The organism is Microbacterium sp. bgisy203, assembly GCF_965345155.1.
Lineage (GTDB): Bacteria > Actinomycetota > Actinomycetes > Actinomycetales > Microbacteriaceae > Microbacterium.
On the sequence record NZ_CBDRLZ010000003.1, the window covers coordinates 80,051 to 97,856 of the forward strand.

Sequence of the window (17,806 nt, forward strand, 5' to 3'; positions counted from 1 at the left end):
ATCACGCCGACATTCTCCAGGATGCCGACGATTCGCGCCGACGAACTCCCGCGGACTCCCCCGCCAGGTCACCCCTGCCACCCGTGTCGGCGCAGAGCGCTTGCGACGACGTCGGGTGCGGTGCCGCCGCGCACGCGCGCTCCCGTGAGCCGCGTGACGTCCCACCCCTCGCCCGTGAACGCGGCGATGCGATCGATGTCGCGATTCCACTGTCGTCGACTCGTGCGGTGGTGGTCCCCCTCGACCTCGACGATCACGCCATAGCGCGGATACACGCTATCGGCGATGCCGAGGAGCCGACCGCCCACGTCGCGGATCTCGACATCGAGCTCCATCGGGGGGAGCCCGGTGGCCTCGGCATCCAGCCGGTACTCGGTCTCGAGTCGCGAGCTGCTGCCGACCCTGACCCGATCGAGCGCTCCCAAGAGGTGCGACCGATTCCGCCGTCCCGGTTCGATCGCCGCCGCGTGTAGCATCTCGATCGTCGTCAGCTGGGCTGAGGGCACCGGCGTGCCTCGGTCGTCGCGGGGCACACGCACGAGGTGATCGCCGACGACGACGAGCCAGCGCTCGCCGCACTCGCCACCGAGCATCGCCCAGGTCGTCGCGGGGCTCGACACGCGCAGCCCGCCGAGATCGACGGTGGAGATCAGGTGCGGGCGCAGCGCGTGAGATCGGATGCCGCAGCCCGCGGTGCCCGGACCGGATGCGGTGTCGCCACGCACAGATCGCCGTCGGGGTCGAAGTCGTCGGGCAGAGGCGCACCCCAGAGCGCCGCGGCGGTCCAGCCCGCGAAGATCGCGTGCGGACTGAGGGTGGGAGCGACGGCGACCGCCCGCCTCCGCACCCGCTCGCGCCGACGGCGATCGAGCGTGAGCGGACCGTCGTCGGTCTCGTCGGCGGGCGCCGGGCGCATGCGCACGCCGTGGAACGGGCGCTCGAGGTCCCGACCTCGAAGGCGCCCGGGCGTCACGCCCGCGGCGAGGGCTTCGGCGTGGGTGAATGAGGTCCCGAGGCTGAGGGGGAGTGGTTGCGGCGGTCGAGGCATCCCCACACCCTGCTCGCCCGCGACGCCGTGTGACGTCCTGCATCGCGAATCTGTGGAGGGATGGCGCACATCGCTTCTTGGGGAGGAGTCGATGGGCGGCACGCGAACGTCGGCACAGATCGCGCTCATGTTCCAGGATGCCGACGATTCGCGCCGACGAAACCGCAGGAGACGACGATCCGCGCCCACGAATTGCGACCCCGCCACCCGCATCGTTCGCCGTGCGAGAACGGCTGGCACTCGCCCCCCGAGAGTGCTAATCTGAGAGCACTTGAGCCGCAAAGGCTCAACTTTGAGACCACCGGTCCGGCGCCCGCCGGGCCACCAGAACAAGGGAGAGAACAATGGCCACGTATGACCCGTTCCGTGACCTCGACCGCCTCGCGTCGGGCCTCTTCGACACGCGCCGCGGCCCGCGCCGGATGCCGATGGACCTGTACCGTGACGGCGACCACTACGTCCTGAGCGCCGACCTTCCGGGCATCGACCCGGGTTCGGTCGACATCGACGTGGACGGCCAGCTGCTCACGATCCGCGCCGAGCGCACGCTGCCCGAGGGCGACGGCGTCAAGTGGATCACCCGCGAGCGTGAGGCGGCGAGCTTCCTGCGCCAGCTGAACCTCGGCCAGGGCATCGACACCGAGAACATCGCCGCGACATACAGCAACGGCGTCCTCACCGTCACGATCCCCGTGAGCGAGAAGGCCAAGCCCCGCAAGGTGCAGGTCGTCGCCGACGGCGCGGCGTCCACCCCGGCGCACGAGACCATCCAGGCCCACGAGTCCGACCAGGCGCCCCAGCCCGTCGACCAGTGACCTGGACCAGTGATCGACCACTGAAGAGCGCCTGAGCCCCGCGGCTCACGCCCCCCGAACCGCCCCGCGTCCGCACGGAGCGGGGCGGTTCTGGGTGCCACCGCGAGGGGTTTCGTCGGCGCAGATCGCCCCCACTGCGCCTGATGGGCGCGATCTGCGCCGACGTTCTCCGCGGTGAGGACGATCTGCGCCGACACTTGCGCGAGCGTGCGCGTGCGCGTGTGCGCGCGCGGGTGCCAGGAGCACACAGGCGATCGATAGAATCGGATCACCCGCCGCCCGCCCGAGGCGCGCAGGACGTCGACGAGGATGCCGATGACCACCGAGCCTGTCCCGAAACCCACCCCGCCCGCGGCCGGCGAACGCCCCGCCCCGCCCACGGCTGATGAACGCCCCGAGCGGGAACTCACCGAACCGGTCGCTCTCACGCTCCCGAACGGATCGCTCAACGATGCCGCGATCGGCTGGGCGCGTCGCCCGCTCGTCGACACGTCGGGCATCGCGGCGCGGCACGGCGTGCGCGTCCCCGGCTGGGGGCGCAACAAGCGGTGGGAGTACTGGAACGTCATCACACCGACTCACATCGCGGCGCTCACGATCTCCTCCCTCGACTATGCCGCCGTCCACGAGGTGTGGATCTTCGAGCGCGCGACCGGCCGCTCGTGGGGCCGGAACGCGACGGTCATCCCCGCCCGCGACGTCACCCTCCCACCCTCGCTCGGTGATGGCATCGCCCTCGCGCACGCGAAAGACCTCGCGGTCAGCGTCACACCCGCGGACGACGGGCGGGTATGGCGGCTGCACGCCGTCATGCCGGATGCCTCGTTCGATGTCACCGTGACCCGCCCCGAACGTCACGACCTGCTCGCCGTCGTCGTCCCCTGGACGAACCGGCTCTTCCAGTACACCGTGAAGGACGTTGCGCTCCCGGCATCGGGTGTGATCGTGACCGACGGCGTTTCGCACGACGTCGGGCCGGGCTCGTGGGCCGTGCTCGACCACGGGCGGGGGCGCTGGCCGTACGACGTCGCGTGGAACTGGGGCGCCGGGTCGGGCGCCCTCGCCGACGGGCGGAGCATCGGCATCCAACTCGGCGGACGGTGGACCGACGGCACCGGCTCGACGGAGAACGGCGTCCTCGTCGGCGGAACGATGCACAAGATCTCCGTGCCGGTGCGGTGGGAATACGACCTCGCTGCGCCGCTTCGGCCCTGGCGCATCACCGGCGGCGGGCTCGACGCCGTCTTCACGCCCTTCTTCGACAAGACGTCGCGGACGAACCTCGGCATCCTCTCCTCGCGCACCGATCAGTGTTTCGGTCAGTGGTCGGGCACGTTCTCGTGGACGGATGCCGCGGGTGCCGCGCGGTCCGTGTCATTCGAGGGCATCGCGGGTTTCGCGGAAGACGTGCACAACCGCTGGTGACAGCGTGTGCGGACGGAAGCCGAGGGAGCGTCAGACCCCGCGAAGCTTCGCCGTCAGAGCCTCGAGCTGGGTCAGCTCGTCGTCGGTGAGCACCGACATGCGGTCGGCGATCGACCGGCCGTGCGTCGTGGCGAGCTTGCGGAAGGCGACGAGCCCCTCGTCGGTCGCGCGGACGATCGCGCCGCGCCCGTCGTGGGGATCGGGGCACTTGCTGAGGAGCCCCCGCGCGACCATCCGGTCGACGAGGCGCGAGACGCTCGGCTGACTGATGAGCATGTTCGCCGTGACATCGCGCAGGCGCGCCGCGTGGTCGTCGCTCCGGGCGACAGTCAGGAGCACGTCGTACTCGGCCTGGGAGAGCTCACCGCCGGTGAAGTCGTCGCTCAGCTCCGCGAAGACCTCGTGCTGCGCGCGGAACAGGTTCTCCCAGGCGGCGACGGCGAGGCGGCGATCGGTCATCGCTCCACTGTAATGCGCGCTCGCGCATGCCCGGCGTCGGCCCGGCGTCGGCCCCGGCGGCGGGACCGCCCTTCACCGTCGCGCATAGTCTGAAGGCATGCTCCGCGTGCGCGTCATCACCCTCCTCGCCGCCGTCGACGCCGCACTCGCCCTCACGACGGGTGCCGCCGCGGCGGCCGCTCCGGCGCTCGAGGCGTCGGCTTCGGAGCCGGGCCTCTCCGCCGTTCCCGGCGACGTCGACGACCTCACATTCGATTCGTTCGACGCGGACTACGTGCTCACCCGCGCCGATGATCGCACGAGCCGGCTGCGGGTCGTGGAGACGATCGTCGCGGTGTTCCCCGACAGCGACCAGAACCGCGGCATCCGCCGATCGATGCCCGACACCTACAACGGCCAGCCGCTCGAGCCGGTGCTCGTGTCGATCACCGACGAGAACGGAGCGCCCCGCCCGGCCGACGTCGAAGACGTCGACGACGAGTTCTCCGTCGTCTCGCGGGCGGACGACTATCTGCACGGCAGACAGACCTACGTGATCACCTACACGCTCGAGAACGTCACGTGGGACTTCCCCGACACGGGGCTGGAGTTCTACTGGAACGTCAACGGCACCCGATGGGGCGAGCCGTTCGGTCGTGTCACCGCGCGGCTGCACCTCGATGCCGATCTTGCGCCATCGCTCACCGGGAATCAGGCGTGCTATCGCGGTGAGTACGGGCTGACGGATGCCTGCGACGACATCTCGCGGGCGCCCTCCGGAGACGGAGGCGCCACGATCACGGCGACGGCTGCGGGCGTCGCACCCTACGAGACGCTCACGTTCGCGGTGGGCTTCGCGCCGGGGACGTTCGCGATGTACGACACGTCGCTTCTCGCGTCGCCTGCCGGTTGGCTGCAGGTTCTGGCGCTCGTGGGGACGTTCGCGGCGGGAGCATTCGGCTTCCGCGCGTGGTGGAAGGCGAGCGCCGGCGGCAGAGGGCGTCGCACCATCGTCGCGCAGTACGAGCCGCCGGCATCCCTCGATGCGCTGGAGAGCGCGGTGCTGATCCGTCGGCGGAAGAAGGGAATCACAGCCGAGGTCCTCGAACAGGCGGTGGCGGGGTCGATCCGGATCGTCGAGTCGACGAAGAAGACATGGCGCGGAAAGCCCCAGCTCGTCGCCGAACTCGTCGACTTCTCGCTCGCGGACGAGAACGCGCGCCCTCTGCTCACGGGGATCTTCCACGGGCGCAAACCCGGGTCGCGCTACACCTTCGGCGTGAGGAATCAGGGGGCCGCGCGAGCGGCACAGAGGGCGCTCAACAGCGCCGAAAGCGAGATTCTCACCCGCGGATTGCGGCGGAAGATTCCGACCGCCGCGCGCGCGTGGCCCATCGCGGTCGCCTCCGTCATGGTCGTCGCGGTGTGGTTCTTCGGAATCGGCGCCATCGCGGACCACGCGAACTGGGTTGCGCCCGTCATCCTCATGGCGGTCTCCGTCGTCGCGCTGGTGGCGATCCTCGTGCTCCTCGCGCTTCGGCCCCTCACAGCGCGCGGCGCGCGCTTTCGCGATCACTTGCGGGGTATGGAGCAGTTCATCGCGTGGGCAGAGGCAGACCGCATCCGCATGCTGCAATCGCCCGAGGGCGCCGAGCGCGTCGCCATCGACGTCGACGACCCGCGGCAGAAGCTCGCCGTGTACGAGAGGCTCCTGCCCTACGCCGTCATCTTCGGGCAGGAGAAGCAGTGGGCTCGTGAGCTCACCGCGCTCTATCCCGGCGCGGGCGAGCGGGAGCCGCACTGGTACGCGGGGAGCGGGCCGCTCGACGCGACGGTGCTGGCCGCCGGACTTCGCTCGCTGACGATCGCGGCGCCGTATGAGTCCTCCGGGTCGGGGTCCTCGGGGTCGTTCGGGTCGTCGTCCTCGTCGGGCGGATCAAGCGGCGGCGGGTTCGCCGGCGGAGGAGGAGGCGGCGGAGGGGGCGGAGGGGTCTGATCCGGCGGATGCCGAGGGCGCGCATCCCGGCATCCGTCGCCTTCTGCGTGCCCCGTACACGCGACGCGGCCCCCGGCGGTGGATGCCGGGGGCCGCGTCGTGTGTGGGAGGTGTGGATCAGCCGAACTGGTTCATCGTGTTGTCCTTGCCGCCGGCCTTGAGAGCCGCGTCGCCGGCGAAGTACTCCTTGTGGTTGTCACCGATGTCGGAGCCGGCCATGTTCTGGTGCTTGACCGTCGCGATGCCCTCGCGGATCTCGCGGCGCTGCACGCCCTTGACGTAGGCGAGCATGCCCTCGTCGCCGAAGTAGCCCTTGGCCAGGTCGTCGGTCGACAGCGCGGCCGTGTGGTAGGTCGGCAGGGTGATCAGGTGGTGGAAGATGCCGGCGCGGGCCGAGCCGTCCTTCTGGAACGAGCGGATCTTCTGGTCGGCCAGCTGCGCGAGCTCGGTGTCGTCGTAGGCGACGTTCATGAGGTCGGCGCGGTCGTAGGCCGAGACGTCCTTGCCCTCTGCGACCAGCGCGTCGTACGCCTGCTGGCGGAAGTTGAGCGTCCAGTTGAACGACGGGCTGTTGTTGTAGACGAGCTTCGCGTTCGGGATCTCCTTGCGGATCTCGTCGACCATGCCGGCGATCTGCTCGACGTGCGGCTTCTCGGTCTCGATCCAGAGGAGGTCGGCACCGTTCTGCAGCGACGTGATGCAGTCGAGCACGCAGCGGGCCTCGCCCGTGCCGCTCTTGAACTGGTACAGGTTCGAGGCCAGACGCTTGGGGCGCAGCAGCTTGCCCTCGCGGCGGATCACGACGTCGCCGTCGTGCAGGTCGGCGTCGCTGACCTCTTCGACGTCGAGGAACGCGTTGTACTGGTCGCCCAGGTCGCCCGGCTCGGCCGAGACGGCGATCTTCTGGGTGAGGCCGGCGCCGAGCGAGTCGGTGCGGGCGACGATCACGCCGTTGTCGATGCCGAGCTCGAGGAACGCGTAGCGGACCGCGTTGATCTTCGCGAGGAAGTCCTCGTGCGGAACCGTGACCTTGCCGTCCTGGTGGCCGCACTGCTTCTCGTCGGAGACCTGGTTCTCGATCTGGATGGCGCAGGCGCCGGCCTCGATCATCTTCTTGGCGAGCAGGTAGGTCGCCTCGGGGTTGCCGAAGCCGGCGTCGATGTCGGCGATGATCGGGACGACGTGGGTCTCGTAGTTGTCGATCTGCGACTGGATGAACTCCACCGCGGTCTCGTCGCCGGCGAGGCGGGCCTCGTCGAGCTTCGTGAAGAGGAGGTCGAGCTCGCGGGCGTCGGCCTGGCGGAGGAAGGTGTAAAGCTCTTCGATGAGCGCGGGCACCGCGGTCTTCTCGTGCATCGACTGGTCGGGGAGGGGACCGAACTCCGAGCGGAGGGCGGCGACCATCCAGCCGGAGAGGTAGAGGTAGCGCTTGTTGGTCGACTTCAGGTGCTTCTTGATCGAGATGAGCTTCTGCTGACCGATGAAGCCGTGCCAGACGCCGAGCGACTGCGTGTAGACCGACGAGTCGGCGTCGTACTCGGCCATGTCCTTGCGCATGATGTCGGCTGTGTACTGGGCGATCTCGAGGCCGGTGCGGAACCGGTTCTGCGCCCGCATGCGGGCGACGTACTCGGGGTTGATCGCGTCCCAGGAGGGTCCGTTCTCGTCCTTCAGGGCCTGCACGGCCTGGATGTCGTCTTCGTAAGCAGACATTGCTTCTTCCTTTGCGGTGTTGGCGGTAGAGCTCGTGCGAGGGAGATCGGTGGCGGGATGCCGGTGGCCTCCGTGTCGCTGGAACCAGCATGACCCCAAGAAGAAGGGGTCTTTATGTCAAACAGCGCGTGAAGATCGTGCGAAATTCTGCTCTTGTGCAGGAAAGGGGCGGTGCGGGGGCTATTCGACGTCGTGGGGGCCGGTGAGGATCTCGTCGAGGGTGGCGAGTGAGATCTCGGCATCCTCGCCGCTGTCGCCCTCTCTCTCGGTGAGTCGGAACGCCCAGCCCGCCTCGGTCGCGAACGCGATCGCCTTCTCGAGCCGCGGCGCCTCGACGATGTGCTCCTGACCGAAGAGGGATGCCGTGTACAGCGGCGTCTCGTTCGCCAGCGCATCGCGTAGCTCGGGCGTGGAGCGCCCGATCAGGCGGTAGAGGTTCTGCAGCTGCGCGCCGGTCGCGCTGGGGGATCCGGTGACGATGAGCGAGATCACGAGGTCGTCCATGCCCCCATCCTCCCAGCCCCTTCGTCCCCCGTCCCCCCCGGTCGTTGAGCGAGGCGCGTAGCGCCGAGTCGAAACGCCCCCCTTCGCCGATCGACTGCCCCGACGGGTCGAGTCCACCTCGCTGATCGAGTGCCCGCGCGCAGCGCGGGTGTATCGAGATCACCGCGACCGATGTGTGCCGAAACTCTCACACATAGATCTGCGGATTACGTGTCCGATCGGCTGTTTTCGGGGTCGGAATGTCGGAGCCCCTCGCGACAATAGGGGTATGGATCTCCTCACCGCCCCGTTCCGCGACCTGGCCGAACGCCTCGCCGCGACGGTCGGTGACGCGGCCCGCGAGCGGGCGTTCGAGCAGGCATCCGACACTGAACTCGCCACCCACCTCGGTACCGTCGCGGAGCTCGGACGCCTCGTCGAGGCCCTCCTGCTCGACGCGGTCGGTGAGACCGGACGGCGGTCGGAGAACCCGATCCGCGACGACCGGATGACGTCCCGGCTCGGGTGTCATGACCTGAACGAACTGATCCAACGGACCACCCTCGTGTCCCCGGCGACCGCGAACCGGGTGATCCGTGCGGCGAAGACCATCCGCCCCGCCGTGTCCGACACCACCGGGGAACTCCTTCCCGCCCCGTTCCCGTCGGTGCGGGGCGCGGTCCTGGAGGGGGTGATCGGGGTGGACGGTGTCCTCGCGATCACCGACCCCCTCCAGCAGACCGCGCCCCGCGTGACCGCGAAGGCGCGCCGCCAGGCGGCGGACGTGTGCGTGAGCGAAGCGCGGGGCGAAGGACCCGACGGGGCGCCACCGGCGTGCGCGGACCTGCTGAAGATCCACGCGCAGACGTGGGCGCTGGCTCTCGATCAGGACGGTGCGGAACCCCGTGAGCGTGTCATGGAACGGAAGCGTTCCCTCACCCTCGGGGCCCCCACCTCGCACGGCATCCCGATCCGCGGAACCCTGCTCCCGGAAGTCGCCGCGCAGCTGCAGACGATCTTCGACGCGCATTTGGCGCCGACCGTCACGTTCACCGACCCCTACGCCGATGACGGCGACGGGCCGGTCGCGCCGCTCGATGACCGCACCCGCCCGCAGAAGCAGCACGACGCCCTCGCCGCCGCGCTGGGCACCGCCGCCTCCAGTGGCCTGCTCCCCACCCTGGGAGGTGCCGCACCCACGCTCGTCGTGCATGTGGATGCCGGAGACCTCACCGCCGGCACCGGGTACGCGCACGCGCAGGGCTGCGATCAACCGATCAGCATCGCCGTCGCCCGCCACGTCGCCTGTTCGGGCGTCATCCAGCGCATCGCCAGCCGCCCCGACGGGCGCATCCTCCGCATCGGCACCGAAGAACGTGTCTTCAACCGGCACCAGCGCCGCGCGATCGCCCTCCGCGACGGCGGCTGCATCATCCCCGGCTGCGGTGTCCGCGCCGCCTGGTGCGAAATCCACCACGTCACCGACCACGCCCATGGTGGACCCACCCACACCGACAACGGCGTGTTGCTCTGCTGGTACCACCACCGCTTCCTCGACCGCACCGGCTGGAAGGTCCGCACGAACAACGGCATCCCCGAAGTCATGCCACCCGGCTGGTTCGATACCTCGCACCGATGGCGACCCGTCACCACCTCACCGACACGACTGCGCAGGAAACTCCTGCGCACGTGACGCGCGCCGCGGGCCGACGCCCGGACCACGAGGGCACGAGGGCAAGGAGGGCAAAGAGAAGGCCGGTCGGAGAGGCTTCCGACCGGCCCGTGTCCCTTGCACCAAGAGTGTCCTGCAATCACATGTAGGTAGCTGCCACAGCAAAACAACTACCGTGCGAGCACTCTATAACGACCAGGTAACGGTGATCAAGGCCTCGGCGTTACCTTTTCGTGATTCTTTTGAACCTCACAGAATCGGTGCCCATCTGACCCGCCGACGACGTTGATTCTGTGTCCGCCTGGGCGGGGGAGACGCCGTGCTCCAAAAAGTGCGGGAGAACGCTCCCGGGAGATCGACCTCGCCGACCGGCATCCTCGACAACTGCGGAGAAGTTCGCCGAGTCCAGCGGTTCGCGGGGCGAAGTGCGCCGGGTTCGTAGGATGACGGGCGTGAAGGTGCTCGGGATCGACATTGCTTCCGCCCTCGCCGATCGCTGGGTGGACTGGTGGATGCTGGAGACGCACCCGTTCGTCGTCCCTGCGGGGCTCGCCGCCGAGCGGGCCTGGCCTGACGCGCGGTCGCGCGGGTCGAGGACGGCCGCCGGCCGAGCCGACACGCTGAGGTGACAGGAGCGGAGTGGGATGACTCCGCCTCAGTCGTCCCCGGAGCGCGCGCGATCGCCGGCACCTTCCCCGAGCGCAGCGGCCCGAACTGCTTTGGCGCCGTGATGCCGCCGCAGGCACAAGCCCTCGCAGGGCTGGATGTCGCCGACCAAGGTCCTCGCCGTGCGCGACGGGAAGTGCAGCTCGCGGAGCCCCGGGCTACGCCTGCACCGCTACATCTTGGTGCGGCCGTGACCCCGCGCGCGCAAGGATCCGGCCCGCGCGGCTGAGGCATCCTTCACTGGACGCGTTCGTCGAGAACACGGACGCCGTTCCCGCCAAACGCGACCACTGAGACCCGCGCGGTGCCGCGCTCCGCCCGCCGCGGTCAGGCGAACGGCGCGAGGGCCACGGCGAGCATGCGGTGTCCTTGGCGCTCGAACTCCTCGTCCCCGACCTCGTATGCCCAGACCGCGGTGCCGACTGCCTCGCGAAGCTGATCGATGGCCCATACCTCCGGGTCGCGAGGGTCAGGCCCGTAGCCGTCCAGGAATGCTCCCTCGAGCGCAGGATCTATCGCCCACTGCTGCACGGCGAGTCGGCACAGGTCGGTCGCCGCCGGCCGATGCTCGAACCTGCCGAAGTCGATCATGCCCACGCGCGCGCCGTCGTACACCCAGTTCCGTGGATGCCAGTCGCCGTGGGTCGCGACGACCGCCACCGGCCTTGCCGTGTACCGGGAGAGGACGTCGCGCGCGAGCGCCGCCGCGTCGTCGCGGATGCGGTGCTCCCGGTCGAGCCTCGTGAGCGCCTTCGCCGTCACGAGTGCCTCGTAATCCGGATCGAGTCGCGCGTCGTCGCCGTGGAACGCCCGCAGCAGGACGCCTGCCTGTCGATGCACTTCGGGCGAGAACTCGGCCGGGGTTCCCTGCACGAGATCTCCCGCGAGATAGGTCGTGATGAGCACGCCGGCCTCGGCATCCGCCGCGATCAGCTGGCTGGCCAGCCCGGCGCGAGCGAGGGGTGCGGTCGCGGTCTCGTGCGCGGCGATCTCGCGCGCGATGTGGTGGTTGTGCGGGCCTCCCGCCTTGACGACGTACTCGCCTGCGGCCGAGCGGACGCGGAGCACCGTCGTGTCGCCGAGCGGCCAGGACATGTCGGTGACGAGCTCGTGTGCGCCGATCGCGGCGACGACGACGTGCTGCTGCCGTGGGCTGAGCGGACGGGTCATCGGGCGGCGCGCGCGACGAAGACCATGAGCGGCGCGCTCCCCTCGAACGGCGTCTCGAGCCCGTCGCCGGAGACCGCCTCGACGTCGAAACCGGCTGCTTCCAGGTCGCGTGAGACGGTTTCGAGATCGCGGAACACCAGATCGAACCGGTCGATGACGGTCTCATCGGCTTCCACGAAGTAGTTGGATGCCTCGATTCGCACCGTGCCGGGAGCGATCTCTTCCGCCGTCATCCATTCGATGAGTTCTCCGTGCCTCGTGTGTCGCGTGCTGCGCGTCGGCGACGACCAGTCTTCCCACGCCCGGGCGTCGGGATTGCGCGTCTCGAAGGCGAGCGTCGCCCCGGGCCGCATCACCCGGCGCAGGTCGCGAAGGGTGCGACCCCACGCGTCGTCACCGATGTGCTGCGCGACGTTGCCGGTCATCAGCGCGTAGTCAAAGCCGCGGGCGGGCAGGGCGCGAGAGTCCCCGCGGATCCAATCGACCTGGTCGCCACCGGGGCGTGCGCGAGCGACGTCGAGCATCGCGGCGGAAGGATCGACGCCGACCACGGAGCGCCCGGGTCGGGCGAGGGTCGTTGTCAGCATGCCGGTGCCGCAGCCGAGATCGACGATCGCCGAGGCATCCACGTCAGCCGCCAACGCCCGGTAGAAGTCGTGGTCAGGGCCGTCCGGATTGTCGATGTCGTAGAGCTCGACGAGTCGCGGATCGTCGTAGGCCATGCCCCCACGCTATCGGCGGCGCGCGGCCCAGGCATCCTGGTGTGGGCACGTTCGTCGAGAACCCGCGAGGCGGTCCCGCTGAACGCGACCACTGAACAGCCGCGACGCGCGGGATCACGGCATCCGGAACACCAGACGGTCCTCCGGCGCGAACACGTGCTCGTCGTCGCAGCGGTAGCCGCGCAGCCATGGCACCCCGTCGACGACGCGGAGGTAGAAGCCCTTCGGATAGTCGTCGTCGAGGCGCAGCGGTGCACTCGCGACGGTGAGCGAGGCCGAGGGCGCGCGCCCGGCGTTCATCACCGAATCCGGCGCGGATGCCTGAGCGAGGGTCGCGAACCGCAGATAGGGCCCTGCCTGCGGCGGGCAGAGATCGAGCCCCGCGGCGCGCGCAGCGCCGAACACGTCGGCCAGCGTCCCTCCGTTCGGAAGCCCGAGTTCCGCGACCGACCGGTCGACGAACGCGATCTCCGTCGGCGCCTCGGCGCGCTCGAACGCGGCATCTGCGAGGAGCGTCTCCGCGTACGCGTTGAGGTGGATGCCGGCGCGTCGCAGTTCCGCGACGAGGTCGGCGCGGGCCCTGCCCCCGACGACGATGCGCAGGCCGTCGCGGGGGAGCGTGGGATCAGGCATCCCTCAAGGGTAGGGGGAATCTCGATACACGCCCGCTGCGCGGGCGCACTCGATCAGCGGGTGGGTGAGGGCCCTCCGCACGCGCGAACTCGGTCAGCGGATGGTGGGGCGCCCAAATCGTGGGCGCAGATCGCGCTCTCCCGGGATTTCGTGGGCGCAGATCGTCCTCACCGCGCGCGGAGGCGACGATTCGCGCCCACAAAACCTCGGGCCCCAGATAGAACCCGGGGCGCCACACACGAGAACGCCCCCGCTGGGGGCGGGGGCGTTCTGCGTTGGGGGAGTGAGGGGTTACTTGAAGGCATCCTTCACGTTCTCGCCGGCCTTCTTCACGTCGGCCTTGGCCTGCTCAGCCTTGCCTTCGGCCTCGAGCTTCTCGTTGTGCGTGATCTTGCCGAAACCCTCTTTGGCCTTGCCGCCGAGGTCCTCAGCGGCGTTCTTGATCTTGTCGTCGAGTCCCATGGGGTGCCCCTTTCTGTCGCGAACACCTCGAAACTACGAGCGCGAGGCGCGGATGCCGAGGGGGTTGACGCATCTTCGGAGGGGCGCTAGTTCCGCGACGGCATCCCATGACGATGTGTGACGGCGAGGTGGCCAGCACGCCCCACGCATCCTTACCGTGAGGGGCGCGCCGATGCAGCAACGCGCACACCCGCACCACCTCGAGCACCACCGGCACAAGCCGCGCCCCGCACCCCCGAACTCCGCGCTCACCCTTGCGCACGCACCAGAGGACCACGCACATGTCAACCTCACGCCTCTTCGCGACCGTCGCTGCGGCTGCGCTCGCCCTGTCGCTCACCGCCTGCGGCGCGTCCAGTCCTGACGCGGGCTCGTCCAGCGGCGCCGCAGACGACAAGACCGACATCAAGATCGGCTTCAACCCCGGTCCCTACAAGGAGATGTTCGAGGGAGGCATCCTGCCGATCCTCGAGAAGGAGGGCTACGACGTCGAGACCGTCGACTTCACCGACGGCATCGTCGTCAACGTCGCGGTCGACCGCGGCGAGATCGACGCCAACATCATGCAGCACCCCGTCTACCTCGACTTCGTCAACGCGCAGGAGGGCCTCGACAATGCGGCGCTCGTGCAGGTGCCGACCCCGCGCATGGGCCTGTTCGGGGGCAAGCAGACCTCGCTCGACGACGTCGCGAAGGGCGCGACCGTCACGGTTCCCAACTCTCCCTCGAACCTCTACCGTGGCCTGCTGATCCTGCGCGACGTGGGCTGGATCGACTTCGACGACGTCGACGACCCGAACACCGCCGACCTGTCGATCATCACCGACAACCCCCACGAGCTGAACATCACCCCGATCGAGAACGCACAGCAGGTCCCCGCGCTGCAAGACGTCGACTACGCGACGATCCAGGGGAACTTCATCGTCGCGGGTGGACTCGACTACGACGACGCGCTCGCCGTCGAAGACCAGCTCGTACAGTTCTCCAACGTCGTCGCCGTGCGTTCGAGCGACCTCGAGTCGGGCTGGGCGAAGGCGATCGCGGCGGCATACCGCTCGCCCGAGTTCATCGACTACATCACGAGCGACCCGCAGTACGACGGATACAACCTGCCGGCCTGGTTCGAGTGAGTTCGGACGTCTCCGCGAGCCCTGACGTCGCAGGGGGGATCGTCTTCGACGATGTATCGAAGACGTTCCCCTCGCGGAAGGCCGCCGCCACGACGGCCCTCCGCGGTGTCTCTCTCGATATCCGTCCGGGGACGATCCACGGCGTGATCGGCTACTCGGGCGCCGGCAAGTCGACGCTCATCCGCCTCGTCAACGGCCTCGAGAAGCCCACGTCGGGCCGGGTCGTGGTCGGAGGGACCGATATCGCGGCGCTGCGGGGTGCGCGCCTGCGCGCGGCGCAGAAGAGCACCGGCATGATCTTCCAGCAGTTCAATCTGCTCTCGACCCTGCGCGTGCGTGACAACGTCGCCCTCCCGCTGCGCCTCGACGGCGTCTCCGCGGACGAGGCTCGCACGCGCGCCGACGAGGTCCTCGAGGTCGTCGGCCTGTCGGCCAAGGCCGAGAGCCAGCCGGGCGACCTGTCGGGGGGCCAGAAGCAGCGCGTGGGCATCGCACGCGCCCTCGCGCGTAACCCCCGCGTGCTCCTCGCCGACGAGGCGACGAGCGCCCTCGACCCCACCACGACCACGCAGATCATCGATCTGCTCCGCACGATCAACCGCGATTTCGGCACGACGATCCTCGTCGTCACGCACGAGATGGACGTCATCAAAGACCTGGCGGACGAGGTCGCCGTCATGGCCGATGGACAGGTCGTCGAGCAGGGACCCGTGCTCGATCTCTTCGTCCGCCCCCGCGCGCAGATCACCCGCGACTTCGTCTCCACCGTCATCCCGCAGGGTCTTCCCGACCGCGTCCTCGAACACCTCGGCCACGACGGACTGTGGCGGCTGTTGCTGCTCGATGACCAGGTGACCCAACCGCTCGTGTCGAGCCTGGTCACCGACGTCGGTGTCACCGCGAACATGCTCCACGCCGACATGACCGAGATCGGAGCCCACACCGTCGGACAGATGATCCTCAAGATCGAAGGCTCGTCGCGGCAGGTGGCCGACGCGCAGGCCTTCCTCCGTCCGCGCGTCGCCCATTTCGAGGAGGTGACCGGATGAAGGTTGCCCCGTGGACGCTCGTCACTCCCGAGATGTTCTTCAAGGCTCTTGCCGAGACGCTGCAGATGCTCGGTGTGGCTCTCGCGCTCGGCTCGCTGCTCGGCATCGTCATCGGCACGGTGCTCGCTGTCACGCGCCCCGGCGGGGTGCTGCAGAACCGGCCGGTGAACGTGGCCCTCGGCGTCGTCGTCAACCTGATCCGTTCGCTGCCGTTCATCATCCTGCTCGTCGCCATCCTCCCCTTCACGCGGCTTCTGGTCGGCACGAGCATCGGCGTCTGGGCGGCCATCGTGCCCCTGACCGTCATGATCGCGCCCTACATCGGTCGCCTGGTCGAGAACTCCCTGCTCGAGGTTCCCGACGGGGTGATCGAGGCGGCCCGATCGATGGGGGCGACGCCGCTGCAGATCATCGGACGGTTCATGCTGCCCGAGGCGCGCAGCTCGCTGATCCTCGCGATCACGATCGCGTCGATCGGGCTCATCGACGCCACCGCCGTCGCCGGCATCGTGGGCGCGGGCGGCATCGGCGACCTCGCCCTGTCGTACGGGTACCAGCGCTACGACGGGTTCGCGATGCTCATCACCTGTGTGACGCTCATCCTGCTGGTCCAGGGGATCCAGGTGCTCGGCACTTCGATCGCGCGACGATACCGGAGGCGCTGAGCGTGGCATCCTTCACCGCGTCGGCACGCGTGCGCGCGCTACCGCAGAACTTCTGGGGAGCGATGGATGCCGAGGTCGCCCGGCTCCGCGCAGAACCGGGCGCACCCATGATCGACGTCTCCAAGGGCAACCCCGATCTGCCGACGCCCGAGCACATCGTCCGCGCCATGCAGTGCGCCGTCGCCGACCCCGCCAACCACCGCTACCCCTCCTACGCGGGCCGCCCGGCCGTGCGCGAGGCGATCGCGCACCGCTACCGCCGCGATCACGGGATCGAGATCGACCCCGCGACCGAAGTCGCGGTGTTCCACGGGTCGCACGAGGCGCTCATGGCCGCGGTGCTCGGCCTCGCCGACCCGGGCGATCGCGTCATCGTCCCCGATCCGGGGTACCCGATCTACGTGTCGGCGATCGATCTCGCGGGCGCGCGCGTCCATCCCGTGCCGCTGAGCGAGCCCGACTATCAGCCCGACTTCGCCGCCCTCGACGGCATCGACCGTGCGGCGGTCGTCCTGTTGAACTACCCGCACAATCCGACCGGCGCGCTCGCCGCCGACGACACCTTCCCTCGCGCGCTCGACGCGTCCGAGCGGCTCGGAGCGGCGTTCGTCCACGACTTCGCCTACGCGTCGCTCGGCTTCGAGGCGCCTCCGCGTTCCGCGCTCAGCGCCGACCCGCAGAAGGAGCGCACGGTCGAGATCCAGACGCTGTCGAAGACCTACAGCATGGCGGGGTGGCGATTCGGCTTCGCGGCGGGAAACGCCTCGATCATCGCGGCGATGACGCGTTACCAGTCACACGCGTTCTCGACGATCTTCGGCGCGATGCAGGATGCCGCCGCCGCCGCGCTCTCGGGCGACCAGTCGGCCGCGCGCGAGCTCGTCGACGTGTATCGGCGTCGTCGAGACCTCGTCGTCGCCGGACTTCGCGAGATCGGCTGGGACGTGATCGAGCCGGAGGGGACCTTCTTCGTCTGGGCGCGGGTTCCCGGCGGCGGCGACGCCGTGCGCTTCGCCGACCGGCTGCGCACAGAGGCGAGAGTCGCCGTGGCGCCGGGAGACGGGTTCGGTCCGCGCGGACGCAGCCACGTGCGGCTGGGACTCGTGCACGACGACGCCGTTCTCGCTGAGATGATCGAAAGGCTCGCCGCACTGACTCTTCCAGGCCGCCCGCCGCGTTGACCCGGCGCCGCGAACGGCGAACCGCACGTCCGCTTCCCTCACAGCCCGAAAGGAACCCCATGGCCGAGATCGAGAGCTTCACCCTGGACCACACTGCTGTTCTGGCGCCCTACGTGCGCAAGATCGGCGTCGAGCACGGACCGTCCGGAGACGCGATCACGAACTTCGACGTGCGCTTCGTGCAGCCCAACGAGGGCGAGATCCCGACGGCCGGTCTCCACACCATTGAGCATCTGCTCGCGGGGCTCCTCCGCGACCGCATCGCCGGGGTGATCGACATTTCGCCGTTCGGATGCCGCACGGGCTTCCACCTGCTCATGTGGGGCGAGCCGGAGGTCTCCGAGGTCGCCCGCGCGCTGACGAGCAGCCTGTGTTTCATCGCCGACGAGGCGACCGAGAGCGACGTCCCGGGGGTCTCCGCGGTCGAATGCGGGAACTACCGCGACCACTCGCTGCACTCGGCGCGCGAATGGTCGCGGCGCATCCTCGACGACGGCATCAGCCTCGACGCGTTCTCGCGCGTCCTCGCCTAGTCTCG

19 protein-coding genes are annotated in these 17,806 nt (G+C 69.3%); 10 read left to right on the forward strand and 9 right to left on the reverse strand.

The genetic code is table 11. The annotated features are described in order from the left end of the window. Positions 1-68: 68 nt before the first annotated feature. Positions 69-725, reverse strand: a complete 657-nt coding sequence (locus tag ACRVYW_RS06205) for a hypothetical protein (RefSeq protein ID WP_431802761.1) — start codon at positions 723-725, stop codon at positions 69-71. Next, a complete protein-coding gene (locus ACRVYW_RS06210) occupies positions 650-1,048 on the reverse strand; it encodes a hypothetical protein (protein ID WP_431802763.1) in 399 nt (132 codons plus the stop codon). The genes ACRVYW_RS06205 and ACRVYW_RS06210 overlap by 76 nt, the downstream gene beginning before the upstream one ends. Positions 1,049-1,392: 344 nt before the next feature. Here ACRVYW_RS06210 and ACRVYW_RS06215 point away from each other — a divergent pair, with 344 nt between their 5' ends. Together ACRVYW_RS06215 and ACRVYW_RS06220 are read left to right on the forward strand one after the other, a co-directional pair. Further along, entirely contained in the window at positions 1,393-1,863 is a 471-nt protein-coding gene (locus ACRVYW_RS06215) for an Hsp20/alpha crystallin family protein (protein ID WP_431802765.1), read from the forward strand. 315 nt (positions 1,864-2,178) lie between these two features. Then, positions 2,179-3,288, forward strand: coding sequence for a DUF2804 domain-containing protein (locus tag ACRVYW_RS06220; RefSeq protein WP_431802766.1), 1,110 nt, complete (start codon positions 2,179-2,181; stop codon positions 3,286-3,288). A 30-nt stretch (positions 3,289-3,318) separates the two neighbouring features. Here the strand turns inward: ACRVYW_RS06220 and ACRVYW_RS06225 are convergent, their stop codons facing one another. Then, a complete protein-coding gene (locus ACRVYW_RS06225) occupies positions 3,319-3,747 on the reverse strand; it encodes a MarR family winged helix-turn-helix transcriptional regulator (RefSeq protein ID WP_431802768.1) in 429 nt (142 codons plus the stop codon). Positions 3,748-3,844: 97 nt separating this feature from the next. On the opposite strand from ACRVYW_RS06225, the gene ACRVYW_RS06230 reads away from it, so the two are divergent. Then, positions 3,845-5,722, forward strand: coding sequence for a DUF2207 family protein (locus ACRVYW_RS06230; protein ID WP_431802770.1), 1,878 nt, complete (start codon positions 3,845-3,847; stop codon positions 5,720-5,722). A 117-nt stretch (positions 5,723-5,839) separates the two neighbouring features. Here ACRVYW_RS06230 and ACRVYW_RS06235 read toward each other — a convergent pair whose 3' ends face one another. Beyond that, complete coding sequence (locus tag ACRVYW_RS06235) at positions 5,840-7,435, reverse strand: isocitrate lyase (protein WP_431802772.1); 1,596 nt, start codon at positions 7,433-7,435, stop codon at positions 5,840-5,842. A gap of 180 nt (positions 7,436-7,615) precedes the next feature. Beyond that, entirely contained in the window at positions 7,616-7,939 is a 324-nt protein-coding gene (locus ACRVYW_RS06240) for a hypothetical protein (protein WP_431802774.1), read from the reverse strand. 268 nt (positions 7,940-8,207) lie between these two features. On the opposite strand from ACRVYW_RS06240, the gene ACRVYW_RS06245 reads away from it, so the two are divergent. Together ACRVYW_RS06245 and ACRVYW_RS06250 are read left to right on the forward strand one after the other, a co-directional pair. After that, the gene (locus ACRVYW_RS06245) at positions 8,208-9,611 is read left to right on the forward strand and encodes a DUF222 domain-containing protein (RefSeq protein WP_431802776.1); all 1,404 of its coding nucleotides are present in this window, start codon (positions 8,208-8,210) and stop codon (positions 9,609-9,611) included. 431 nt (positions 9,612-10,042) lie between these two features. Then, positions 10,043-10,219, forward strand: coding sequence for a hypothetical protein (locus ACRVYW_RS06250; RefSeq protein WP_431802778.1), 177 nt, complete (start codon positions 10,043-10,045; stop codon positions 10,217-10,219). 364 nt (positions 10,220-10,583) lie between these two features. Here ACRVYW_RS06250 and ACRVYW_RS06255 read toward each other — a convergent pair whose 3' ends face one another. From ACRVYW_RS06255 to ACRVYW_RS06270, 4 genes are all read right to left on the reverse strand, one after another. Beyond that, positions 10,584-11,426 (reverse strand): phosphotransferase, encoded by an 843-nt coding sequence (locus ACRVYW_RS06255; protein WP_431802780.1) that lies wholly within the window; start codon positions 11,424-11,426, stop codon positions 10,584-10,586. Then, positions 11,423-12,148 (reverse strand): class I SAM-dependent methyltransferase, encoded by a 726-nt coding sequence (locus ACRVYW_RS06260; RefSeq protein ID WP_431802782.1) that lies wholly within the window; start codon positions 12,146-12,148, stop codon positions 11,423-11,425. Before ACRVYW_RS06260 ends, ACRVYW_RS06255 begins: the two co-directional genes overlap by 4 nt. A gap of 114 nt (positions 12,149-12,262) precedes the next feature. Next, complete coding sequence (locus ACRVYW_RS06265) at positions 12,263-12,781, reverse strand: hypothetical protein (protein WP_431802783.1); 519 nt, start codon at positions 12,779-12,781, stop codon at positions 12,263-12,265. 291 nt (positions 12,782-13,072) lie between these two features. After that, complete coding sequence (locus tag ACRVYW_RS06270) at positions 13,073-13,243, reverse strand: CsbD family protein (RefSeq protein ID WP_431802785.1); 171 nt, start codon at positions 13,241-13,243, stop codon at positions 13,073-13,075. Between the two features lie 281 nt (positions 13,244-13,524). Between ACRVYW_RS06270 and ACRVYW_RS06275 the strand changes: the two genes are divergently transcribed. The 5 genes from ACRVYW_RS06275 to ACRVYW_RS06295 are packed head-to-tail and all read left to right on the forward strand — an operon-like array spanning position 13,525 to position 17,801. Then, a complete protein-coding gene (locus tag ACRVYW_RS06275; protein ID WP_431802787.1) occupies positions 13,525-14,373 on the forward strand; it encodes a MetQ/NlpA family ABC transporter substrate-binding protein in 849 nt (282 codons plus the stop codon). Beyond that, positions 14,370-15,422 (forward strand): methionine ABC transporter ATP-binding protein, encoded by a 1,053-nt coding sequence (locus ACRVYW_RS06280; protein WP_431802789.1) that lies wholly within the window; start codon positions 14,370-14,372, stop codon positions 15,420-15,422. The genes ACRVYW_RS06275 and ACRVYW_RS06280 overlap by 4 nt, the downstream gene beginning before the upstream one ends. Further along, positions 15,419-16,087 carry a methionine ABC transporter permease gene (locus ACRVYW_RS06285; RefSeq protein WP_431802791.1) on the forward strand — a complete coding sequence of 223 codons (669 nt, stop codon included), beginning with the start codon at positions 15,419-15,421 and terminating at the stop codon, positions 16,085-16,087. The genes ACRVYW_RS06280 and ACRVYW_RS06285 overlap by 4 nt, the downstream gene beginning before the upstream one ends. Positions 16,088-16,089: 2 nt before the next feature. Then, on the forward strand, positions 16,090-17,268 hold the full coding sequence (locus ACRVYW_RS06290; RefSeq protein ID WP_431802793.1) for an aminotransferase class I/II-fold pyridoxal phosphate-dependent enzyme: 1,179 nt from the start codon (positions 16,090-16,092) through the stop codon (positions 17,266-17,268). Between the two features lie 59 nt (positions 17,269-17,327). After that, positions 17,328-17,801 (forward strand): S-ribosylhomocysteine lyase, encoded by a 474-nt coding sequence (locus tag ACRVYW_RS06295; protein WP_431802795.1) that lies wholly within the window; start codon positions 17,328-17,330, stop codon positions 17,799-17,801. The last annotated feature ends 5 nt before the right edge of the window (positions 17,802-17,806 follow it).

Excerpts from the sequence above, each read along its gene's own strand:
- ACRVYW_RS06210 (WP_431802763.1), bottom strand. The coding sequence starts at position 1,048 with ATGCCTCGACCGCCGCAACCACTCCCCCTCAGCCTCGGGACCTCATTC.
- ACRVYW_RS06215 (WP_431802765.1), top strand. The coding sequence starts at position 1,393 with ATGGCCACGTATGACCCGTTCCGTGACCTCGACCGCCTCGCGTCGGGC.
- ACRVYW_RS06220 (WP_431802766.1), top strand. The coding sequence starts at position 2,179 with ATGACCACCGAGCCTGTCCCGAAACCCACCCCGCCCGCGGCCGGCGAA.
- ACRVYW_RS06225 (WP_431802768.1), bottom strand. The coding sequence starts at position 3,747 with ATGACCGATCGCCGCCTCGCCGTCGCCGCCTGGGAGAACCTGTTCCGC.
- ACRVYW_RS06230 (WP_431802770.1), top strand. The coding sequence starts at position 3,845 with ATGCTCCGCGTGCGCGTCATCACCCTCCTCGCCGCCGTCGACGCCGCA.
- ACRVYW_RS06235 (WP_431802772.1), bottom strand. The coding sequence starts at position 7,435 with ATGTCTGCTTACGAAGACGACATCCAGGCCGTGCAGGCCCTGAAGGAC.
- ACRVYW_RS06240 (WP_431802774.1), bottom strand. The coding sequence starts at position 7,939 with ATGGACGACCTCGTGATCTCGCTCATCGTCACCGGATCCCCCAGCGCG.
- ACRVYW_RS06245 (WP_431802776.1), top strand. The coding sequence starts at position 8,208 with ATGGATCTCCTCACCGCCCCGTTCCGCGACCTGGCCGAACGCCTCGCC.
- ACRVYW_RS06255 (WP_431802780.1), bottom strand. The coding sequence starts at position 11,426 with ATGACCCGTCCGCTCAGCCCACGGCAGCAGCACGTCGTCGTCGCCGCG.
- ACRVYW_RS06260 (WP_431802782.1), bottom strand. The coding sequence starts at position 12,148 with ATGGCCTACGACGATCCGCGACTCGTCGAGCTCTACGACATCGACAAT.
- ACRVYW_RS06265 (WP_431802783.1), bottom strand. The coding sequence starts at position 12,781 with ATGCCTGATCCCACGCTCCCCCGCGACGGCCTGCGCATCGTCGTCGGG.
- ACRVYW_RS06270 (WP_431802785.1), bottom strand. The coding sequence starts at position 13,243 with ATGGGACTCGACGACAAGATCAAGAACGCCGCTGAGGACCTCGGCGGC.
- ACRVYW_RS06275 (WP_431802787.1), top strand. The coding sequence starts at position 13,525 with ATGTCAACCTCACGCCTCTTCGCGACCGTCGCTGCGGCTGCGCTCGCC.
- ACRVYW_RS06285 (WP_431802791.1), top strand. The coding sequence starts at position 15,419 with ATGAAGGTTGCCCCGTGGACGCTCGTCACTCCCGAGATGTTCTTCAAG.
- ACRVYW_RS06295 (WP_431802795.1), top strand. The coding sequence starts at position 17,328 with ATGGCCGAGATCGAGAGCTTCACCCTGGACCACACTGCTGTTCTGGCG.